Source organism: Kitasatospora sp. NPDC049258, from assembly GCF_040678895.1.
GTDB lineage: Bacteria > Actinomycetota > Actinomycetes > Streptomycetales > Streptomycetaceae > Kitasatospora.
Window position 1 is genome coordinate 199,146 of record NZ_JBFAQT010000003.1, and the last position, 21,172, is coordinate 220,317.

The 21,172-nt window shown below is 74.0% G+C and carries 15 protein-coding genes; 13 read left to right on the plus strand and 2 right to left on the minus strand.

Annotated features, from left to right (window positions below; genetic code table 11):
* The first annotated feature begins 35 nt into the window (after positions 1-35).
* The 3 genes from groES (at position 36) to AB0K43_RS04295 (ending at position 3,238) form a co-directional block, all read left to right on the plus strand.
* Positions 36-341, plus strand: coding sequence for a co-chaperone GroES (gene groES, locus AB0K43_RS04285; RefSeq protein WP_014136232.1), 306 nt, complete (start codon positions 36-38; stop codon positions 339-341).
* A gap of 99 nt (positions 342-440) precedes the next feature.
* Positions 441-2,075 (plus strand): chaperonin GroEL, encoded by a 1,635-nt coding sequence (groL, locus tag AB0K43_RS04290; RefSeq protein ID WP_363635574.1) that lies wholly within the window; start codon positions 441-443, stop codon positions 2,073-2,075.
* A gap of 167 nt (positions 2,076-2,242) precedes the next feature.
* On the plus strand, positions 2,243-3,238 hold the full coding sequence (locus tag AB0K43_RS04295) for a LysR family transcriptional regulator (RefSeq protein WP_363635576.1): 996 nt from the start codon (positions 2,243-2,245) through the stop codon (positions 3,236-3,238).
* Between the two features lie 94 nt (positions 3,239-3,332).
* Here the strand turns inward: AB0K43_RS04295 and AB0K43_RS04300 are convergent, their stop codons facing one another.
* A complete protein-coding gene (locus AB0K43_RS04300; RefSeq protein WP_033817678.1) occupies positions 3,333-3,659 on the minus strand; it encodes a WhiB family transcriptional regulator in 327 nt (108 codons plus the stop codon).
* Between the two features lie 527 nt (positions 3,660-4,186).
* Between AB0K43_RS04300 and AB0K43_RS04305 the strand changes: the two genes are divergently transcribed.
* The 5 genes from AB0K43_RS04305 (at position 4,187) to AB0K43_RS04325 (ending at position 11,295) form a co-directional block, all read left to right on the plus strand.
* Complete coding sequence (locus tag AB0K43_RS04305; protein WP_014136228.1) at positions 4,187-4,798, plus strand: response regulator transcription factor; 612 nt, start codon at positions 4,187-4,189, stop codon at positions 4,796-4,798.
* A gap of 253 nt (positions 4,799-5,051) precedes the next feature.
* On the plus strand, positions 5,052-5,762 hold the full coding sequence (gene shbA / locus AB0K43_RS04310) for an RNA polymerase sigma factor ShbA (protein ID WP_363635578.1): 711 nt from the start codon (positions 5,052-5,054) through the stop codon (positions 5,760-5,762).
* A gap of 279 nt (positions 5,763-6,041) precedes the next feature.
* The gene (gene guaB / locus AB0K43_RS04315; protein WP_363635580.1) at positions 6,042-7,544 is read left to right on the plus strand and encodes an IMP dehydrogenase; all 1,503 of its coding nucleotides are present in this window, start codon (positions 6,042-6,044) and stop codon (positions 7,542-7,544) included.
* Positions 7,545-7,722: 178 nt separating this feature from the next.
* Positions 7,723-8,850, plus strand: a complete 1,128-nt coding sequence (locus AB0K43_RS04320) for a GuaB3 family IMP dehydrogenase-related protein (protein ID WP_363635582.1) — start codon at positions 7,723-7,725, stop codon at positions 8,848-8,850.
* 360 nt (positions 8,851-9,210) lie between these two features.
* The gene (locus AB0K43_RS04325) at positions 9,211-11,295 is read left to right on the plus strand and encodes a serine/threonine-protein kinase (RefSeq protein WP_363635584.1); all 2,085 of its coding nucleotides are present in this window, start codon (positions 9,211-9,213) and stop codon (positions 11,293-11,295) included.
* A gap of 52 nt (positions 11,296-11,347) precedes the next feature.
* Here the strand turns inward: AB0K43_RS04325 and AB0K43_RS04330 are convergent, their stop codons facing one another.
* Positions 11,348-11,881, minus strand: a complete 534-nt coding sequence (locus AB0K43_RS04330; RefSeq protein ID WP_363635586.1) for an SHOCT domain-containing protein — start codon at positions 11,879-11,881, stop codon at positions 11,348-11,350.
* Positions 11,882-11,958: 77 nt separating this feature from the next.
* Between AB0K43_RS04330 and AB0K43_RS04335 the strand changes: the two genes are divergently transcribed.
* The 5 genes from AB0K43_RS04335 (at position 11,959) to AB0K43_RS04355 (ending at position 20,290) form a co-directional block, all read left to right on the plus strand.
* Positions 11,959-13,050, plus strand: coding sequence for a protein kinase (locus AB0K43_RS04335; RefSeq protein WP_363635588.1), 1,092 nt, complete (start codon positions 11,959-11,961; stop codon positions 13,048-13,050).
* Between the two features lie 159 nt (positions 13,051-13,209).
* A complete protein-coding gene (locus AB0K43_RS04340; RefSeq protein WP_363635590.1) occupies positions 13,210-14,838 on the plus strand; it encodes a serine/threonine-protein kinase in 1,629 nt (542 codons plus the stop codon).
* Positions 14,839-14,935: 97 nt separating this feature from the next.
* The gene (locus tag AB0K43_RS04345) at positions 14,936-16,570 is read left to right on the plus strand and encodes a succinic semialdehyde dehydrogenase (RefSeq protein WP_363635592.1); all 1,635 of its coding nucleotides are present in this window, start codon (positions 14,936-14,938) and stop codon (positions 16,568-16,570) included.
* A gap of 76 nt (positions 16,571-16,646) precedes the next feature.
* Positions 16,647-18,473: a GMC family oxidoreductase gene (locus tag AB0K43_RS04350; RefSeq protein WP_363635595.1), complete on the plus strand. Its 1,827-nt coding sequence runs from the start codon at positions 16,647-16,649 to the stop codon at positions 18,471-18,473.
* A 77-nt stretch (positions 18,474-18,550) separates the two neighbouring features.
* Complete coding sequence (locus AB0K43_RS04355) at positions 18,551-20,290, plus strand: hypothetical protein (protein WP_363635597.1); 1,740 nt, start codon at positions 18,551-18,553, stop codon at positions 20,288-20,290.
* The last annotated feature ends 882 nt before the right edge of the window (positions 20,291-21,172 follow it).

Here is a 21,172-nt window from a genome sequence, read left to right on the forward strand (position 1 = left end):
AGACAACCCCGTAATCTCCGAAGGGGAGCTCGGACGTGACCACCAGCAGCAAGGTTGCCATCAAGCCGCTCGAGGACCGCATCGTGGTCCAGCCGCTCGACGCCGAGACCACCACGGCCTCCGGCCTGGTTATCCCGGACACCGCCAAGGAGAAGCCCCAGGAGGGCGTCGTCCTGGCCGTCGGCCCGGGCCGCTTCGAGGACGGCCAGCGCCTTCCGCTCGACGTTGCCGTCGGCGACATCGTTCTCTACTCGAAGTACGGCGGCACCGAGGTGAAGTACCAGGGCGAGGAGTACCTGGTCCTCTCGGCTCGCGACGTTCTCGCCATCATCGAGAAGTAAGACGTTCCAGCCCGCCCCGGATCCGTGTCAGCAAGTGACAGGGGCCCGGGGCGTGGTTGTTGGCTCACGTACACCGGCACTTTCTGAGGAATCGGGATCATGGCGAAGACCCTGCAGTTCGACGAGGACGCCCGCCGCTCGCTGGAGCGCGGCGTGAACAAGCTGGCCGACACGGTCAAGGTGACGATCGGCCCCAAGGGCCGCAACGTCGTCATCGACAAGAAGTTCGGCGCCCCCACCATCACCAACGACGGTGTGACCATCGCCCGCGAGGTCGAGCTCGACGACCCGTACGAGAACCTCGGCGCGCAGCTGGTCAAGGAGGTCGCCACCAAGACCAACGACGTCGCGGGTGACGGCACCACCACCGCCACCGTGCTGGCCCAGGCCCTGGTCAACGAGGGTCTGCGCAACGTCGCCGCGGGCGCCGGCCCGGCCGCCCTGAAGAAGGGCATCGACAAGGCCGTCGCCGCCGTCTCCGAGCACCTGCTCTCGATCGCCCGCGAGATCGAGGGCAAGGACGACGTCGCCGCCGTCGCCGGCCTCTCGGCCCAGGACGCCCAGGTCGGCGAGCTGATCGCCGAGGCGATCGACAAGGTCGGCAAGGACGGTGTGATCACCGTCGAGGAGTCCAACACCTTCGGTGTCGAGCTCGAGTTCACCGAGGGCATGCAGTTCGACAAGGGCTACCTGTCGCCGTACTTCGTCACGGACGCCGAGCGCCAGGAGGCGATCCTCGACGACCCGTACATCCTGATCAACCAGGGCAAGATCTCCTCCATCCAGGAGCTGCTCCCGCTGCTGGAGAAGATCCTGCAGGGCGGCACCTCCAAGCCGCTGCTGATCATCGCCGAGGACGTCGACGGCGAGGCGCTGTCCACCCTGGTGGTCAACAAGATCCGTGGCACCTTCAACGCCGTCGCCGTGAAGGCCCCCGGCTTCGGTGACCGCCGCAAGGCGATCCTCGGCGACCTCGCCGTGCTCACCGGCGGCACCGTCATCTCCGAGGAGGTCGGCCTCAAGCTCGACCAGGTCGGCCTGGAGGTGCTCGGCACCGCCCGCCGCGTCACCGTCACCAAGGACGAGACCATCCTGGTGGACGGCGCCGGCGACCACGACGCGGTGACCGGCCGGGTCGGCCAGATCAAGGCCGAGATCGCCGCCAGCGACTCCGACTGGGACCGCGAGAAGCTGCAGGAGCGCCTGGCCAAGCTGGCCGGCGGCGTCTGCGTCATCAAGGTCGGCGCCGCCACCGAGGTGGAGCTCAAGGAGCGCAAGCACCGCCTGGAGGACGCCATCTCGGCGACCCGCGCGGCCGTCGAGGAGGGCATCGTCGCCGGTGGCGGCGCCTCCCTGGTGCACGCCGCCAAGGTGCTGGAGGACGGCCTCGGCCTGACCGGCGACGAGGCCACCGGTGTCGCGGTCGTCCGCAAGGCGCTCGCCGAGCCGCTGCGCTGGATCGCCCAGAACGCGGGCCTCGAGGGCTACGTCATCACCTCCAAGGTCGCCGACCTGGAGGCCGGCTTCGGCTACAACGCCGCCACCGGCGAGTACGGCGACCTGGTGAAGGCCGGCGTCATCGACCCGGTCAAGGTCACCCGCTCGGCGCTGGAGAACGCCGCCTCGATCGCCTCCCTGCTGCTCACCACCGAGACCCTCGTGGTGGAGAAGAAGGAAGAGGACGAGGGCAACGGCCACGGCCACTCGCACGGCGGTCACGGCCACTCGCACTGACCCCGGTCGCCAGACCCCGAGGCCCGGTCGCGCCCCTTCGGCGCGGCCGGGCCTCCGGCGTTCCGGGCCGTCCGGGGCGTGGCACCCGGCCCGGTACGGTGGACCACGCCGCACGGCTGCCATCAGTGCAGCTTTACCTGAAGCAAAGCCTGCCTTATAACTGAGGCATGATCGAAGCCCGCCACCTCCGCGTCCTGCGCGCCGTCGCCCGGACCGGCTCCTTCTCCGCCGCCGCGCGCGAGCTGGGCTGCACCCAGCCCGCGGTGAGCCAGCAGATGAAGGCGCTGGAGAAGGCGGTGGCCACCCCGCTGGTGGTCCGCTCGGGCCGGGGGATGCAGCTCAGCGAGGCCGGCCGGGTGCTGGTCAAGCACGCCACCGGGATCCTCGCCGGGCTGTCCGCGGCCGAGGAGGAGCTGGCCGCGATCGCCGGCCTGCGGGCCGGACGGGTGCGGTTGGTGTCCTTCCCGACCGCGAGTTCCACCCTGGTGCCGCCCTCGGTCGCCCAGTTGCGCGCCGCCCATCCGGGGGTCCGGGTGTCGCTGGTGGAGGCCGAGCCGCCGGAGTCGCTGGCGATGCTGCGCGGCGGCGAGTGCGAGGTGGCGCTGGCCTTCCGCTACCCGGACTCGCAGGGCGGGGTGCCGCAGGCGTCCCCGCACGCCACCGCGCGCGAGGCCCGGGCCGAGGCGACCCTGGAGGCCGCCGCCTCGGCGGCCGCGACGGACTGGTCGGACCTGGTGGTCCGCCCGCTGCTGGACGACCCGCTGGTAGGGCTGCTGCCGATCGCCCACCCGCTGGCGGGGGCCCGGCGCCCGGTGGACCTGGTGGAGCTCTCGGACGAGCAGTGGATCGCGGGCTGCCCGCAGTGCCGCGGCCACCTGGTGGAACTCTGCGAGGCGGCGGGCTTCTCGCCGCGGATCGACTTCGCCACCGACGACTACCCCGCGGTGGTGGGCCTGGTCGCTGCGGGTCTCGGTGTCGCGGTGCTGCCCAGGCTCGCCCTGGACTCGGTGCGGCACCCCGGCGTGGCGGCCGTCCCGGTGCGGGCGGCCTCGGGCGGGCCCGCGGTACGGCAGGTCGTCGCGCTGACCCTGCCGGACCTGGCCGAGGTGCCGGCGGTCGCGCTGATGCTGGACCGGCTCACGGACGCGGCCGCCGTGCGCTGAGCACCGGCGGCCCGGTCAGGGCTCCAGCGGATTCACGGCTCCGAGCTGTCGAGCCGTTCGGAAGAAACGTTTCTGCAATTCTCGGGACGCGCGGTCAGTGCCGCAGGCCGGCCGGTCTGGTCAGCTGCACCTCGGCCAGCCGGTGGCGGGCCCGGCCGAGCAGCTCCTCGCGCTCGTCCTCGGTCAGCCCGCCCCAGACCCCGTACGGCTCTCGGACGGCCAGGGCGTGCGCCGCGCACTGCGCCCGTACCGGGCAGCGCATGCAGACCTCCTTGGCGCTGGCCTCGCGCGAGCTGCGGGCCGCCCCGCGCTCGCCCTCGGGGTGGAAGAAGAGCGAGCTGTCGACACCGCGGCAGGCGGCGGAGAGCTGCCAGTCCCAGAGGTCTGCGTTGGGGCCGGGGAGGCGGGAGAAATCTGCCATGGCTCATTCCCTTCAAGGACTCGGACCCGTCGGTTCGGCGAGGCGGCGATGGACCGGTACGGACACCTGGAAATATGACTTACGGCACCTACTGGAACAAGTCATCCACAGTCCGGCACAACAGTCAATGACCCTCCATAAGCTATAAATACGGGCAAAAGGGGCAGGACGTTTGAGTGGTCGCGATCTGACAACCGGGTGGCCCCGGGTGCGCCGTCCTTCGCTCCGTGGCGCGCGTGGCGCGTGCACCGCGCGTGATCAGCACAAAAGTGCGGCGTGTGCACCGCGAGGTGGCTGATCGGTAACGGTCCGGCCACGTACAGTGGTGGAGATGGCCCTGAAGGCCGTAACTCATTCGAGTGACGGTCGTTGGATGTGCGGAGGCGGTTAGCGGGCGCTGGACGTCGGGAACGATCGCGGGGACACCCGGCGATCCGTACGAGGTCCGTCGCCAATCGGCCGTGTCGGAGAGTGTTCGTACCAGCCAGGAGGCTCAACGTGACGCGGATCTGCTGCGGAGGACGGTCATGACATCCGTACTCGTCTGCGACGATTCCCCGCTCGCCCGGGAGGCGCTTCGCCGGGCGGTCGCGACCGTGCCCGGTGTCGACCGGGTGACCACTGCGACGAACGGTGAGGAGGTCCTCCGCCGCTGGGTGGCCGACCGTTCCGACCTCGTCCTGATGGACGTCCGGATGCCCGGCCTCGGCGGGGTGGAGACGGTCCGGCGGCTGCTGTCCGCCGACCCGGGCGCGCGCATCATCATGCTCACCGTCGCGGAGGACCTGGACGGTGTCGCGCTCGCGGTGGCCGCCGGGGCCCGCGGCTACCTGCACAAGGACGCCTCGCGCGCCGAGCTGCGGGCCACCGTCACCCAGGCGCTCGCCGACCCGACCTGGCGGCTCGCCCCCAGGCGGCTGCGCAGCCCCGACATGGGGGCGGCCCCGACCCTGACGGCCCGTGAGATCCAGGTGCTGGAGGGGATGAGCCACGGTCGGAGCAACGCCGAGATCGGCCGGGAGCTGTTCCTCTCCGAGGACACGGTGAAGACCCACGCGCGGCGGCTGTTCAAGAAGCTCGGCGCCTCGGACCGGGCGCACGCGGTGGCCCTCGGCTTCCGCTGGGGCCTGGTCCGCTGAGCCGCGTGCGGCTGGGTATCCGACACGGTAACCGTACGGGCGTGTGACGTTGTCGTCCCGAGGCTGCACCATGGAGTAGTGGAGCACCTCGGGGACCAGCGGACAGGTGCTGCGGAAGCAAGAGTTGCCGCAGCGGGCGGCAGCCAGTGGGGCGGGAGGCGGCACGGTGCGCACAGTGGCGACGCATAACGTTCCGATGCACAAGTCCGGACGCGGTGCCGCGTTTTCCGCTCCGACCAGGCACCATGGACCGATGCGTGACGACGAGGCCACCGCTTCGGGCGAGACCCAGCCCGAGCCGGCCCAGGCCGACGAGGCCGTCCCCGACGGCCAGGGTGTCGACCCGTCGTACGCGGACGCGGTCGAGGTCAGAGCCCCGGTGCTCGGCGCCGGCACCTCTCCACTGGTCGCTTCGCTGGTCGCGGCCGCCGTGCGCGGCGAGGGCCCGGCGATCGACGCACTGCTGGCCTACGTCCATCCGCTCGCCCTGCGCTACTGCCGGGGCCGGCTGGTCCGGCTGCCGGGCGGCGCCCGGCATCATGTGGACGACGTGGTGCAGGAGGTCTGCGTGGCCGTGCTGTGCGCGCTGCCGCGCTACCGCGACACCGGCCGCCCGTTCGAGGCCTTCGTCTACGGCATCGCCGCGCACAAGATCGCGGATCTGCAGCGGGCCGCCATGCGCGGCCCCGGCTCCACCGTGATCCCGCAGGACGACCTGCCCGAGACCCCCGACGAGTCGCTCGGCCCGGAGGAGCGCGCGCTGCTCAGCAGCGACGCCGCGTGGATCCGCGAGCTGCTCTCCAACCTGCCGGCCCGCCAGCGCGAGCTGGTGCTGCTGCGGGTGGCCGCCGGGCTGTCCGCGGAGGAGACCGGGGAGGTGCTGGGGATGTCGCCGGGCGCCGTCCGGGTCGCCCAGCACCGGGCGCTCAGCCGGCTGCGGGCACTGGCGGAAGAGTCCTCCTGATCCCCTTGTTGTCAAGGGGGCGCGAGTCGATCGCTCGTGACACCAGTACCATGGGGTATCGGCACCTGGTCAGGTTGCCAAAGTTCCGTGGGTGCGCTCGGGGATCCCTTGGAGGTTCCTCCAGCCGCCCGGCGTCTTGGTGGCCAAGCCCTGTGCCGGTGCGCGCGGGTGGGACGTGGCCGTACCGCGGTCGTCCGCCCAGCTGAGAGAGCCACCCGGCCGGTAACCCTCGCCGGTCGTGCCCGAGATCGACGGCCACGCCACGGAAGGTCCCTTCAGATGTCTTACAACGCCGCAGGCGTACCCGAGAAGTTCGCGATGCTCGGGCTCACGTACGACGACGTCCTGCTGCTTCCCGGGGCCTCCGAGGTGATGCCCAACCAGGTCGACACCTCCTCTCGGGTGTCCCGCAACGTCCGGGTGAACATTCCGCTGCTCTCCGCCGCCATGGACAAGGTCACCGAGTCCCGGATGGCAATCGCGATGGCCCGCCAGGGCGGCGTCGGCGTGCTGCACCGCAACCTGTCGATCGAGGACCAGGTCAACCAGGTCGACCTGGTGAAGCGCTCCGAGTCCGGCATGGTGACCGACCCGATCACGGTCGGCCCGGAGACCACGCTGGCCGAGGCCGATGCGCTGTGCGCCAAGTTCCGGATCAGCGGCGTGCCGATCGCGGACCCGGACGGCAAGCTGCTGGGCATCGTCACCAACCGCGACATGGCCTTCGAGTCGGACCGGGCCCGCAAGGTCCGCGAGATCATGACCCCGATGCCGCTGATCACCGGCAAGGTGGGGATCTCCGGCGAGGACGCGATCGGGCTGCTCCGCCGCCACAAGATCGAGAAGCTGCCGCTGGTCGACGACGAGGGCCGGATCAAGGGCCTGATCACCGTCAAGGACTTCGTCAAGGCCGAGAAGTACCCGAACGCGGCCAAGGACTCCGAGGGCCGGCTGCTGGTCGGCGCCGCCGTCGGCGCCAGCGCCGAGGCCTTCGACCGGGCCCAGGCCCTGGTCGGCGCCGGTGTGGACTTCCTGGTGGTGGACACCTCGCACGGCCACAGCCACAACGCGCTGGCCTGGATCGAGAAGATCAAGTCCGCCGTCGCGGTCGACGTGGTCGGCGGCAACGTCGCCACCCGGGACGGCGCCCAGGCGCTGATCGACGCCGGCGTGGACGGCGTGAAGGTCGGGGTCGGCCCCGGCTCCATCTGCACCACCCGGGTGGTCGCCGGCATCGGCGTCCCCCAGGTCACCGCGATCTACGAGGCCGCGCTCGCCTGCCAGGCGGCCGGCGTGCCGGTGATCGGCGACGGCGGCCTGCAGTACTCCGGCGACATCGGCAAGGCGCTGGCCGCCGGTGCCGACACCGTGATGCTGGGCTCGCTGCTGGCCGGCTGCGAGGAGTCCCCGGGCGAGCTGCTCTTCATCAACGGCAAGCAGTTCAAGTCCTACCGCGGCATGGGATCGCTGGGCGCCATGCAGTCCCGCGGCCAGGGCCGCTCGTACTCCAAGGACCGCTACTTCCAGGCCGAGGTGGCCTCGGACGACAAGCTCGTCCCCGAGGGCATCGAGGGCCAGGTGCCCTACCGCGGCCCGCTCTCGGCGGTGCTGCACCAGCTGGTCGGCGGCCTGCGCCAGACCATGGGCTACGTGGGTGCCGCCACCGTCGCGGAGATGGAGAGCAAGGGCCGGTTCGTCCGGATCACCTCGGCGGGCCTCAAGGAGAGCCACCCGCACGACATCCAGATGACCGTCGAGGCGCCCAACTACACCAGCCGCTGATCCGACCGGCCGGCTTCGGGGCCCGTCACCGCGTGCGGTGGCGGGCCCTTCGGCGTGCCCGCGGGCGGCCCGCGGTCCGCCCCTCGGCCGGGTGCCGCGCCCGGGCGGGCCGGTACGGGATACTGGGGGGCGGCCGGGGTGACCCGGCAGGCAGATGGAAGCAGCAGAAGGGCTCGAAGTGACTGAGATCGAGATCGGGCGTGGCAAGCGCGGCCGCCGGGCGTACGCATTCGACGACATCGCCGTCGTCCCCAGCCGCCGTACTCGTGACCCGAAGGAGGTCTCGATCGCCTGGCAGATCGACGCCTACCGCTTCGAGCTGCCCTTCCTGGCGGCGCCGATGGACAGCGTGGTCTCGCCCGCGCAGGCCATCGCCATCGGCAACCTGGGCGGCCTCGGGGTGCTGAACCTCGAAGGCCTGTGGACCCGGTACGAGGACCCGCAGCCGCTGCTGGACGAGATCGCCGAGCTGGCCGACGAGGCCGCCGCGACCCGCCGGTTGCAGGAGATCTACGCCGAGCCGATCAAGGCCGAGCTGATCGGGCAGCGGATCAAGGAGGTCCGCGACTCCGGCGTGGTGACCGCCGCCGCGCTCTCCCCGCAGCGCACCGCCGAGTTCTCCAAGGCCGTGGTCGACGCGGGCGTGGACGTCTTCGTGATCCGCGGCACCACGGTCTCCGCCGAGCACGTCTCCGGCGCGGCCGAGCCGCTCAACCTCAAGCAGTTCATCTACGAGCTGGACGTGCCGGTGATCGTCGGTGGCTGCGCCACCTACACCGCGGCCCTGCACCTGATGCGCAGCGGCGCGGCCGGCGTGCTGGTCGGCTTCGGCGGCGGCGCGGCCCACACCACCCGTACGGTGCTCGGCATCCAGGTCCCGATGGCCACCGCCGTGGCCGACGTGGCCGCGGCCCGCCGGGACTACATGGACGAGTCGGGCGGCCGCTACGTGCACGTGATCGCGGACGGCGGCGTCGGCTACAGCGGCGACCTGGCCAAGGCGGTCGCCTGCGGCGCGGACGCGGTGATGATCGGTGCCGCGCTGGCCCGGGCCACCGACGCGCCGGGCCGGGGCTTCCACTGGGGCATGGAGGCCGTGCACGAGGAGCTGCCGCGCGGCAAGCGGGTCGACCTCGGCACCGTGGGCACCACCGAGGAGATCCTGACCGGTCCCTCGCACACCCCGGACGGCACGATGAACCTGTTCGGCGCGCTGCGCCGCGCGATGGCCACCACGGGCTACTCGGAGCTCAAGGAGTTCCAGCGCGTCGAGGTCACGGTGAACCCGGCGCTGCACCACGGCTGACGGTTCGTGCGATCCGACAGGGCCTCCGCCTCGGCGGGGGCCCTGTTTCGTCGGACCGGTCGTCAGGTGTGGTGATGGTGCCTTCCTAGGGGAGACTCTGTGCGCGGCACACCCCCTGAGCGGCTGTTTCCGGTCACGGGTCGGGTACGGAATGCCCGCTTCCGGTACGGATCTTCATGGCCAACCCCTGGGGCGGGTGGTCGGCGACCGAAGGAACAGGGGATGATGGAGACTTGGCGTCTTGGATCCGGGCGCCGGGTGCGCGGGCGACGTCCCCGGGTTGTGCCCGCGCGGGGCCGATGCGCCGTCACTTCGACCGGCAGCAGCACGCGGGCCAGCAACACATGGGGGAGCGCACCGATGACCCAGGCGCAGGAGTCCACCGGCCGACTGCTGGCCGGGCGCTACCGGCTCAAGGCGGTGCTCGGCAGCGGCGGCATGGGCACGGTCTGGCGGGCCGAGGACGAGATGCTCGGCCGGATCGTCGCCGTCAAGGAACTGCGCATGCACGGCGGGGTGGACGAGGAGGAGAAGCACCGCCTGATCGTCCGCACCCTGCGCGAGGCCAAGGCCACCGCCCGGATCCGGCACACCGCCGCCGTCACCGTCTTCGACGTGGTCGAGGAGGACGAGCGGCCCTGGATCGTGATGGAGCTGGTCGAGTCCCGCTCGCTGGCCGAGGTGATCAAGGAGGACGGCCCGCTCACCCCGGTCCGTGCCGCCGAGATCGCGCTCGACCTGCTGGGCGTGCTCGGCGCCGCGCACAGCCACGGGATCCTGCACCGGGACGTCAAGCCGTCCAACGTGCTGATCGGCGAGGACGGGCGGGTGGTGCTCACCGACTTCGGCATCGCCAGCGTCGAGGGCGACACCTCGATCACCTCCACCGGCATGCTGGTCGGCGCCCCCTCGTACATCTCGCCCGAGCGCGCCAAGGGCCACAAGCCCGGCCCGCCGTCCGACCTGTGGTCGCTGGGCGGCACGCTGTACGCCATGGTCGAGGGCAAGCCGCCGTACGACCGCGGCTCGGCGCTCGCCACCCTGACCGCCGTGATGACCGAGGACCTGCCCGCCTCCGAGAAGGCCGGGCCGCTGTGGCCGGTGATCGAGGGGCTGCTGGAGAAGGATCCGGCGCTGCGGCTGGACGCCTCCGAGACCCGGTCGAGGCTCAAGCGGATCGTCGCCGCCGGTGTCGCCCGGGCCGAGGCCACCACCCAGCAGGCGGTGCCGGTGAAGCCCGCTGACGGGTCCTCGGCGGCGGAGCCGGAGCAGGCCTCGAAGTCCGGGGCGAAGGCCGAGTCGACGTCGGGGTCGAAGCCCGGGTCGAGGCCCGGGTCGGCGTCCGCGCCGAAGTCCGGCTCGAAGCCGGCCGCCGCGGCCGCCGCGGGTGCCGCCGCCGTGGTGCCCGCGCAGCAGGCCGGGGCGAAGCCCGGGTCGAAGCCGGTGGCCGAGGACGCGTCGAAGGACGGCCGGGCCGGTGCGATCGGGCTGCTCGGCACCGTCCGGGTGGGCAGCCGGTCGGCCTCGGCCCCGGCGCCGATCCCGGCGCCGCCGCTGACCGTGCCCGCGGCCCCCGCGGCCCCGGCCCCGGTCACCGAGGTGCTTCCCCCCGTCCCCGCGGCCGCCAAGGACCGGCGCCGGCTCAAGCTGGCTGTCGGCGCGGTGGTGTTCGTGCTGGCCCTGATAGCCGTGGTGGCACTGGCCATGCGCGGGGGCGGCAAGGGCACCGACGGCGCGGCCGCCCGGAGCGGCCCCGGGACCGCGGCCGGAGCCGCTCCGGGCACCCAGGCCGGCCCGGAGAGCCCGGCGGCCCAGAGCCCTGCCGCCGGGGCCGGCGGCCAGAGCGCCGCCACCACCCCGCCGCCCGCCTCCGCCCCGGCCGCCGGAGCGGGCTCGCCCGCCGCGTCCGCCTCCGGGACGGGCCAGCCGAACACCGGTACCGGTACCGGCACCGGTGCTGGGAGCGGCACCGGCACCGGTGCCGGCGCCGTCCCGCCCGCCCCCGCCGGGTACCGGACCTACCGCGACCCGTCGGGCTTCAGCATCAACCTGCCGGACTGGCTGACCGACCAGGGCCCCGACTACGACGCGACCAGCCGCCAGTTCAAGGGCAACGGCGTCAAGCTGATGGTCGACTGGACGAGCCCCGCCCACGGCAGCGCGTACGACGACTGGGTGAGCAGCGAGAAGGACGGCAACGGCGGCAGCAACTACCAGCGCGTGGATCTGAAGGCGATCACCTACCGGCAGTGGACCAACGCGGCCGACTGGGAGTGGACCTTCGGCAGCAAGACCCGGATGCACTCGCTGAACCGCGGCTTCGTCACCGGCGACGGCAAGTACGGCTACGCGCTCTACTGGACGGTGCCGGACGCCGACTGGGGCTCGGCCGCCAACGCGGACGCCCGCCGGGTCGGCTTCGAGAGCTTCCAGCCGGCGCCCTGACGGCGCCCCGGCCGGCCTGACGACACGCCCGGCGGGGCCCCGCCGCGCGGGCTCACCCGATCAGCCGCTGCTTGGCCCGGCCGAACTCCTCCGCGGTGAGCGCGCCCGCCGCGTGCAGCGCGGCCAGCCGCTCCAACTGGTCGAGCAGGTCGGCCCCGGGGCCCACCGCCGCCGGGGCGGCCGTGGGCGGCTCGGCGGCCGCCCGCCGGGCGGCGAGGGCCGCCTCACGGATCTGCTGGGCGAAGAACTCGGCCTTGGCCACCTCCTCGAAGCGGTGCGAGCCGGTGAGCGCGACCACCCGCAGCACCTCGCCGTTCAGCCTGGTCCTGGTGACCGTCGTGTCGGTGACCGCGGCCAGCGCAACCGGCAGCGGGGGCTTGCCGTCCTTGAGGAAGAGCAGCCGATGGGTGGTCAGCACCAGGACCCCCTTGCGGAAGTGGTCCGGGTGGCGGCCGGCCGTGGCCGCGACCGGCTGCTCGCCAGGTGTCACGGTGGCCTCCACGCCGCGCACCGCGGCGGCCCTGGCGTCGGTGCCGCCGTGGCCCAGCAGGTCGAAGCCGGCGTCGATGAGGTCGGTCCAGTCCATGGGCGGAGCCTACCCAGGGCGGGGCCACGTACCCTGACCGGTACGAGCAGCCCGACCCCCTTCCAGAGGAACATGCGATGCGAGCGGCCCCGGGGCAGGTGGTGGCCGGGCGGTACCGGGTGACGGACCGTCCGGAGGTCGGCGTGGCCGCACAGGACCTGCGGACCGGGGGCCAGGTGCTGCTGCACGCGCTCGAGCTGCCGGAGCTGCTGATCCCCGGTCGGCCGGGAGCCGAGCCGGACCCGGAGTACGGCGCGCGAATAGCTCACCGGGTGGCGGCGGAGGTGGCCGGGGCACCCCGTCACCCGCGGCTGCTGGCCGGGGTCGAGGCGGTGGCGGAAGGGGAGTTGCTCTGGGTCGCCGAGGAGCGGCTGCCGGGCGCCCGGCTGGCCGAGCTGGCGGTGCACGGGCCGGTGCCGCCGTACCGGGTGGCGGAGCTTGCCGCGGACCTGGCCGGCGCCCTGCGCGCGCTGCACGAGGCCGGGCTCCCGCACGGCAACGTCACCGCCGCCTCGGTGCTGGTCTGCGAGGACGGCGCCGCGATGCTCGGCGGCCTGCTGCTCGGGGTGGCCGAGGAGACGCTGTGCTCGGCGCTCGGCGGGCCGGTGCCCCGCCGGGTGTACGAGGCACGGGCGGTGCTGCTCGGCCCCCGGGCCGAGCGCTGGCCGCCGGACGCGGGCCCGGCGGCGGACTGCTGGGCGCTCGGCGTGCTGCTGTACCGGCTGCTGACCGGGTACGGGCCCTTCCCCGAGGACGACCTGCCGACCCTGCTGACCGCCGTGCGGGACGGCCGGGCGCACCCGGCGGACGGCTGCGGGCCGCTGCGGCCGCTGGTGGAGCGGCTGCTGGCGGCCGATCCCGCCGCCCGGCCCGGCGCCGCGCAGGTGCAGGAGGAGCTGCGGGAGCTGCTGGCGGGCGCACCCGAACCGTTCGGACCCGAATCGGTGGCCTTCGCGCCCTTGCTCCCGGTCCGCCGGCCGGCCGGCCCCGTGCTGCCGTACCGGCGCCCGGGGGGTCGGCGCCGGGCCGAGGAGGGGCCGAGCACCGAACTGACGCACCGTCACCGGGCTTCCCTGGTACCGCCGGCGCTGCTCGGGCCGCTGCTGCTCGGGGGCGTGCTGGTGGCCCTGCTGGCGGCGCTCGCCGCGGTGGTGCTGGTGGCCGGCTGAGCGGGTGGCGGCCGCGAATCGGCCGGGTGGGCCGGGCCGGGGATTCCGGCCCCGCCGGGGTACGCCTAGGCTGGGCCCGAAGATGTCCGGGCGGTGAGTCTGCGGTGCACCGGAACCTCCGTCAGGGTGACGGTGGACTGAGGAGGGGGAGCGGTCGCCATGGGCGGACAGGACCAGTCGGCAGGGGTGGGGACGGGCCGGCTGCTGGCCGGACGGTACGCGCTGGGGGAGCGCCTCGGCCGGGGTGGGATGGGCACCGTCTGGCGGGCCAGGGACGAGATGCTGGACCGCGACGTCGCGGTCAAGGAGCTGACCGTCAGCCATCTGTCCGAGGAGGATCTGGAGATCCTGCAGACCCGGATGAAGCGCGAGGCGCGGGCCGCCGCCCGGATCAAGCACCCCGGTGTGATCACCATCCACGACGTGCTGGAGCAGGACGGCCGCCCCTGGATCGTGATGGAGCTGGTGGACGGCCGCTCATTGGCCGACGTGATCAGCCAGGACGGCGAGCTGCGCCCGCAGGAGGCCGCCGAGGTGGGCGTGCAGGTGCTGGCCGCCCTGCACCGCGGCCACCAGCTCGGGGTGCTGCACCGGGACGTCAAGCCGGCCAACGTGCTGCTGGAGCACAACACCGGCCGGGTGGTGCTGCTGGACTTCGGGATCGCCAAGTTCGAGGGTGCGGGTGCGGTGGAACTGACCCGCCCCGGCGACCTGGTGGGCTCGCCGGACTACCTGGCGCCGGAGCGCGCCCAGGGTGAGCGGCCCGGGCCGGCCTCCGACCTGTGGGCGCTCGGCGCCACGCTCTGGGCCGCGGTGGAGGGCACGTCGCCGTTCCGCCGGGACAGCCCGCTGGGCACCCTGACCGCCGTGGTCGAGGAGCCGCTGCCGGAGTCGGCCAAGGCCGGTGCGCTCGGCCCGGTGCTGGCCGCGCTGCTGGCCAAGGACCCGGCGCAGCGGCCCGGCGCGGACGAGGCGCTGCGGATGCTGAACGAGGTGGTGGCCGGGCACACCGTGGGGATCAGGGGCCGGGTGCCCGAGCAGGTCCCGACCGGACTGGTGCCGGTGGTCGATCGGACCCAGGACCGGCCCGCCACGCCGGCGGAGCCGACCGGGCCGACCGTCCCGGTGGTGCCCGTGGCCGAGTCGGCGGCCGTCGAGGCGCCGCCCGCGGCGCCGCGCCGCCGGCGCCGGCTGCGCCCGGCGCTGATCGCGCTGGTCACCGCCGCGCTGGTGGGCGGGGGCGCGTACGTGGTGCTGGACCACCAGCGCGGCGGTGGCGGCACCTCGGCCGGCGCGGACAGCGCGCCGACCGGCCTGGCCGCCCCGGACCCGGCGCCGGCCGGCTACCAGTGGGTCGACGACCCGGCCGGGTTCCGCTTCCTGCTGCCCTCCACCGGCGGCACCTGGGTGCGGACGGTGGACGGCAGCGAGATCTACTACAGCCCGGACGGCAAGGTGCACTACCTGCAGTTCGCGGTCACCGTCGGCCAGTCGCTGAGCCCGCTCCAGCACTTCCAGGAGATGGAGCAGAGCGTCAACAAGAACCGGCAGGGCTACAAGCGGGAGCAGCTGGCGGAGGTCAAGGTGAACGGCTTCCCGGGCGCGGTCTGGGAGTTCAGCTACACGACGGCGGACAGCTCGGGCACCCGGCGGTACCTGAAGGAGGCCGAGTTCAAGACCGAGAGCGGCACCTCGTACGACGTCCTGTCGGCCGGTCCGGACAAGGACCGCACCGACAGCCAGAAGCGCTTCACCACGGTGCTGAACCACTTCACGGTGCTGGGCTAGCCGCCCCGCGAGCGGGGTGATCTTCAAAGCTCTGTCGCAGACAGTTTCCTGTTACTGGCGGGTACCGAACTCGCGGCCCAGGCCCTAGGCTGCGCTCATGACGGACATCACGGCAGACGGACAGACCGGTTCCCGCGCCGAAGCCGGGCGCAACCCCGCCGCGCCGGGCGCGGCGCGCACGGTCGCCTCGGCCATCACGCCCGCCGTGGTGGCCCGGCTCGCCAAGGGTGTCACCGCGACCGGTGAGCCGGAGCTGGTGCACACCACCGCGCCGCTCACCGGCGAGCGGCTGGCCAGCCTCCCGCAGTCCACCCCGGCCGACGTCGAGGTCGCCTACCAGCTGGCCCGGCGGGCCCAGCAGGCCTGGGGCGCGCTGCCGGTCCGCCGCCGCGCCGCCGTCCTGCTGCGCTTCCACGACCTGCTGCTGCGCCGCCAGGACGAGGTGCTGGACCTCATCCAGGCCGAGACCGGCAAGGCCCGGCTGCACGCCTTCGAGGAGGTGATGGCGGCCGCGATGGCCGCCCGCCACTACGGCCGCAAGGCCCCCTCGTACCTGCGCGACCGGCGCCGCTCCGGCGCGATCCCGGTGCTCACCCGGGCGGTGGAGGCCCGCCGCGCCAAGGGCGTGGTCGGCCAGATCTCCCCGTGGAACTACCCGCTGGAGCTCTCCGTCGGGGACGCCCTGCCCGCCTTCGTGGCCGGCAACGCGGTGGTCAACAAGCCCGACACGCAGACCGCGCTGACCGCGCTGTGGGCCCGCGAGCTGCTGATCGAGGCCGGGCTGCCGGCCGACTGCTGGCAGATCGTGATCGGCGACGGCCCGGTGATCGGCCCGGCCGTGGTCGAGCACGCCGACTACGTCTCGTTCACCGGCTCCACCCGCACCGGCCGCCAGGTCGCTCAGCAGGCCGCCGGCCGGCTGGTCGGTGCCTCGCTGGAGCTCGGCGGCAAGAACGCCATGCTGGTGCTGGCCGACGCGGACGTCGAGAAGGCCGTCGAGGGCGCCGTGCGGGCCTGCTTCTCCTCGGCCGGCCAGCTCTGCATCTCGATCGAGCGGCTCTTCGTGCACCGCTCGGTCGCCGACCGCTTCCTGGCCCGGTTCGCCGAGCGCACCTGCGCGCTGCGGCTCGGCGGCGGCCTGGCGTACGGCTCGGACATGGGCTCGCTGGTCTCCGAGCGGCAGCTGGAGACCGTCACCCGGCACATCGAGGAGGCGGTCAAGGCCGGCGCCACGGTGGTCGCCGGCGGCCGGGCCCGGCCGGACCTCGGCCCGCTCTTCCACGAGCCGACCATCCTGGACGGCGTCACCGACGCGATGGCGGTCTGCGCCGAGGAGACCTTCGGCCCGGTCGTCTCGATCTACCGCTTCGACACCGAGGACCAGGCCGTCGCCGCCGCCAACGCGACCCCGTACGGCCTCAACTCCAGCGTCTGGACGAAGGACCTGCGGCGCGGCCGGGCCCTCGCCGCCCGGCTGCACACCGGCACGGTCAACGTGAACGAGGCCTACGCGGCGGCGTACGGCTCGGTGGCCTCGCCGATGGGCGGCATGGGCGACTCCGGCCTCGGCCGGCGGCACGGCGCGGAGGGCATCCTGCGCTACACCGAGGCGCAGACCATCGCCACCCAGACCGTGCTCCCGCTGGCGCCCTCGATGGGCCTGGACGACGTGCGGTTCGCGGCGCTGATGACCACCGGTCTGAAGGCGATGAAGGCGTTCCGGCTGAAGTAGCCGGCCGGCGGTCGGCCCGGGGAGCCGGCCCCGCTCGGCGCACCCCCCCCACGACGTTTCGAAGGAGCAACGGCAGATGGCGGACAGCGGTCTCGACTACGACGTGGTCGTGGTGGGCTCGGGCTTCGGCGGCTCGGTCGCCGCCCTCCGGCTCACCGAGAAGGGCTACCGGGTCGCGGTGCTGGAGGCCGGTCGCCGGTTCGGCCCCGGTGAGCTGCCGAAGAACTCCTGGGACACCAGGAACTACCTCTGGGCCCCCGCCCTCGGCATGTACGGCATCCAGCGGATCCACCTGCTGGCCAACGTGCTGGTGCTGGGCGGCGCCGGTGTCGGCGGCGGCTCGCTGAACTACGCCAACACCCTGTACGTCCCGCCGAAGGCGTTCTTCGAGGACCGCCAGTGGCAGCACATCACCGACTGGCAGCAGGAGTTGGCGCCCTTCTACGACCAGGCGCAGCGGATGCTCGGGGTGCGCACCAACCCGACCGTGACGCCCTCCGACGTCCACCTCAAGGCCGCCGCCGAGAAGATGGGGGTGGGCGACACCTTCCACCTCGCGCCGGTCGGCGTGTTCTTCGGCGACGGCAGCGACGGCGACGGCTCGGTCAAGGCCGCCCCCGGCACCGAGGTCGAGGATCCGTACTTCGGCGGCGCCGGGCCGCGCCGCAAGGCCTGCATCGAGTGCGGCGAGTGCATGACCGGCTGCCGGCACGGCGCCAAGAACACCCTGGTGGAGAACTACCTGCACCTCGCCGAGCAGGGCGGCGCCGAGATCCACCCGCTCACCACGGTGGCCCGGATCCGCACCGTCGGTGACACCTTCGCGGTGGACGTGCGCCGCACCGACTCGCGCTCCAAGGACCCGGTCAAGGCCGGCGCCCGGACCATCACCGCCGCCCGGGTGGTGGTCGCGGCCGGTACCTACGGCACCCAGACCCTGCTGCACCGGATGCGCGACGGCGGCCAGTTGCCCGGCCTCTCGGCCCGGCTCGGCGAGCTCACCCGGACCAACTCCGAGGCTCTGGTGGGCGCTTCGACCACCGACCGGCGGTACGCGGCGGGCGCCTCCCCGACCGGCGACGGCGGGCGGGTCGACTTCACCAAGGGGGTGGCGATCACCTCCTCGATCCACCCGGACGAGAACACCCACATCGAGCCGGTCCGCTACGGCAAGGGCTCCAACGCGATGGGCGCGCTCAGCGTCCAGCAGGTGCCGGGGGCCGGCCGCGGCCCGCGCTGGCTGCGCTACGCGGTCACCGCGGCCCGGCACCCGGTGATCTTCGCCCAGTCGATGAACAAGCACCGCTGGTCCGAGAAGACCATCATCGGCCTGGTGATGCAGTCGCTGGACAACTCGCTCACCGTCTCGCTGAAGAAGTCCGGCATCGGCAAGGGCAAGCTGACCTCCCGGCAGGGCCACGGCGCCCCCAACCCGACCTGGATCCCGGCCGCCGAGCAGGCCGCCAAGGCGCTCGCCGAGTCGATCAACGGCTTCGCCGGGAGCAGCGCCGGCGAGATCTTCGACATCCCGCTGACCGCCCACTTCATCGGCGGCTGCGTGATCGGCGACTCCGCGGAGACCGGCGTGGTGGACCCGTACCACCGCCTCTTCGGCCACCCCGGGATCAGCGTGGTGGACGGCTCGACCATCTCCGCGAACCTCGGCGTCAACCCCTCGCTGACCATCACCGCGCAGGCCGAGCGCGCGCTGTCGATGTGGCCGAACAAGGGCGAGCCGGACGGGCGACCCGCCCAGGACGAGCCGTACCGCCCGGTGCCCGCCGTCGCCCCGCACCGCCCCGCAGTCCCGGCGACGGCCTTCGGCGCCCTGCTGCTGCCGGTGCCGCAGGTGCCCGCCAAGCGGGCCGCCGGTGCCGGACCGGAGCCCCGGGAACGTCCCTGAGGTGGCGACCAGCGCCGTTTGACACCGTCCGAGGGCCGGTGGGATAAACGGCTCTCGGACGAGGACCGGGGGCACGGATGGCCATCTGCACGTCCTGCGGCGCGAACTCCGCGGGCGGGGCCCGGCGTTGCGCCGCCTGCGACCGGCCGTTCGGCGCTCCGGCCGCCGTGATCAGCGAGGTGGTCGAGGTCGGCGGCTCCGGCGCCTACGCCGGCCTCGGCGCCGCCCCGGAGTTCACCGCCCCGCCGGCGCCGGCCGGCCGCCCGCCGCTCGGCCGCTGGGGGCGCGGCGTGCCGTACGACCCCTCGGCGGGCCGCTCCGCGCTGTGGGGCGCGCTGTTCGGCCGGGACTGGCTGCCCGCCCTGCGGGCTCTGGCGCCGGCCACCGCCGTCCTGGTGCTGCTGCCGCTGCTGCTCGCGATGCCGGCGGACGGGATCGGCGGCGGCTTCCCGTTCGACGACCGGTTCGGGGCCGCGCTGGCGCTGACCACGGCCGCCTTCGGCGGCCCGCTGCACGCCGTCTCCGACGGTCTCGCCCGCTACACCTTCGAGACGGACCTGAGGCTGCTGCCGATGACCGTCCTGGCGCTCTGGCTGGTCGCGCTCGGGCTCGGCCTCGGGCCCGCCGTTCGGCGCGGCCGGGCCCGCGCGGGCGGCGGGGCGACGGCCCGGCAGGCCCTGACGGCGGCCGCCCGGGTGGCCGCCCTGGCCGGGCTGGTGGCCCTGCTGCTCGGCCTGCTCGCCGGGACCACGACCGGCGAGGCACCCCCGGCCCACCCGGGCGCGCTCGGGGGCGAGGCCCACGCGGACGTGGGCCGGTACGGCCTGGCCCTGGACTCGCGGGAGGCCTTCGGGGTCGACCTGGGCCGGTCGGTGGCCGGGACGGTGCTGCTGGCGTTCCTGCTCGCGTTCCTGGTGCACGGCGCGGACGCGATCGGTGCGGCCGCCCGGCGGCGGCCCGCGCTGACCGGCTGGCTGCTCGCGGCCCGGGTCGGCGGCCGGGTGCTGGCCGGCTCGGTGGGGGTGTCCTCGCTGGTGGCCGCCGTGCTGGTGGCGGTGGGCCACACCGGACCGTTCGAGCCGGTGTGGCTGCTGCTCGTCCCCAACGCCGGGCTGGTGCTGCTCGGCTTCGGCTCGGGCGCCGCGGTGGCCGGCCTGACCGCGTCCACCGGGGAGCGGACCGAGCAGTTCCGGGCCTCGCTGTTCGACCTGCAGGGCCAGAGCGGCCAGTGGCGCTGGGCGCTGCTGCTCGCGGTGGCGTCGGCCTGCCTGCTCGGCTGGTCGGCGTACCGCCGCAGGCTGGGCGTGGCGGACCGGCTGCGGCTGGCGGTGGTGCACGCGGTGCTGCTCACGGTGCCGATGGTGGTGGCCGGGATGAGCGCGGACCTCGTGGTGCGGCGCTCCCGCGGAGCCTCGGTGGGGGCGGTCTTCGAGCAGGGGCTCGACCTGGGCGGCAGCACGCACACCACGTTCGGCCTGGTGCCGGCGGGCGTGGTGGTGGCCAACCTGCTCTGGGCGGCGCTCGGCGCGCTCGCGCTGCCGCCGCTGCTCCGCGCGGTGCGGGGGGAGCCGGTGGGCCCTTCGCCGGTGGGCCCTTTGCCGGTGGGCCCTTCGCCGGTGCCGGTGCCGGTGCCGGCGCGGCCGGTGGTGCCGCCGGCTGTTGCGCCGCCGGCCGTTGCGCCGGCCGGGGAGCCGACGGTGGCGCCGGCCCGACCGCTCCGGCCGCCGGTGCCACCGGCGCAGGCTCCGGCACCCGCGCCGCCCGCCACCGGGACCGCGGACCCGCACGAGGCCTTCCGCCGGCCCGCCGGGTCGTAGCCCGCGCCCTGGCGGCGCACCGCTCGGTCCGACGGCGCGCCCCCTTTCCCCCGGCGGGGCCCGGGAAGGGCAAAGGGCCCCGCGGGGGAACGGGGCCCTTTGTCGTTCAGCACGCGGCGTCAGGGCGGCACCGGTGCTGGGTTGACGGCGCCGGGGGAAGAGCGCCGTCGGGTCGGATGGCTCAGGGTGGCGCCGGGGCGCCCACGGAGGCGTACGGCTCGAAGCGGCGCCCGCCCTCACGCAGCGTGATCCATCGGGCGGCACCGCCGCAGGGCGGACCATGGCTGCGGACCGCCGGCCCGGCACCGCCTTCGACGGCGACCAGGCCAACCCCCACAACCAGCATCGTGCTGGACGGAGCCCTTACTGTGCAACCGATTCGACACAGTTCGGCACAGTCCAATTTCGCGCAGCTCCGCGCAGCGGGGACGCCGGGGGAGCGGTCGGGACGCCCGGCCGGACGGTTCGTGGGCCCCGCAGTCGACTACTCTGCGTAGTAGTTGCAAGCCGGGGGGCGCACAGGGGAGCGCGCAGGGGCGGACCGGCCTGCCGAGGGAGCGGCGGGCGGCGCCCGGGCGTCCCCGGCCACCGCTCCGCCACCCCCTGGCCGGTCAGTCGTGGCCGGGTCCGCTGTCCCCTGCTGTTCCGGCCACAGCACCGGGGCGCGGTCCCACGGCGGGCCGGGCCCGCCACGCGCGCCGGTGGACTGGACGAGAGTTCCACGCGTGGTCCTGCCGACCGGGCGGGCGCCGCCGCACCTGGGAGGTGCGCAAGCACTCGGACGGTCGCCCGGTGCAACGATTCGCCGCCGCGCCGGGTCACGGTACGGCCGGACGGCATGCGGGTGAACCGGGGGCGTTCGAGCAGCCCGGTAGACTCGGG

Coding starts and splice junctions, on each gene's coding strand:
- groL (WP_363635574.1), top strand. CDS start 441: ATGGCGAAGACCCTGCAGTTCGACGAGGACGCCCGCCGCTCGCTGGAG.
- AB0K43_RS04295 (WP_363635576.1), top strand. CDS start 2,243: ATGATCGAAGCCCGCCACCTCCGCGTCCTGCGCGCCGTCGCCCGGACC.
- AB0K43_RS04300 (WP_033817678.1), bottom strand. CDS start 3,659: ATGGCAGATTTCTCCCGCCTCCCCGGCCCCAACGCAGACCTCTGGGAC.
- AB0K43_RS04305 (WP_014136228.1), top strand. CDS start 4,187: ATGACATCCGTACTCGTCTGCGACGATTCCCCGCTCGCCCGGGAGGCG.
- shbA (WP_363635578.1), top strand. CDS start 5,052: ATGCGTGACGACGAGGCCACCGCTTCGGGCGAGACCCAGCCCGAGCCG.
- guaB (WP_363635580.1), top strand. CDS start 6,042: ATGTCTTACAACGCCGCAGGCGTACCCGAGAAGTTCGCGATGCTCGGG.
- AB0K43_RS04325 (WP_363635584.1), top strand. CDS start 9,211: ATGACCCAGGCGCAGGAGTCCACCGGCCGACTGCTGGCCGGGCGCTAC.
- AB0K43_RS04330 (WP_363635586.1), bottom strand. CDS start 11,881: ATGGACTGGACCGACCTCATCGACGCCGGCTTCGACCTGCTGGGCCAC.
- AB0K43_RS04335 (WP_363635588.1), top strand. CDS start 11,959: ATGCGAGCGGCCCCGGGGCAGGTGGTGGCCGGGCGGTACCGGGTGACG.
- AB0K43_RS04340 (WP_363635590.1), top strand. CDS start 13,210: ATGGGCGGACAGGACCAGTCGGCAGGGGTGGGGACGGGCCGGCTGCTG.
- AB0K43_RS04345 (WP_363635592.1), top strand. CDS start 14,936: ATGACGGACATCACGGCAGACGGACAGACCGGTTCCCGCGCCGAAGCC.
- AB0K43_RS04350 (WP_363635595.1), top strand. CDS start 16,647: ATGGCGGACAGCGGTCTCGACTACGACGTGGTCGTGGTGGGCTCGGGC.
- AB0K43_RS04355 (WP_363635597.1), top strand. CDS start 18,551: ATGGCCATCTGCACGTCCTGCGGCGCGAACTCCGCGGGCGGGGCCCGG.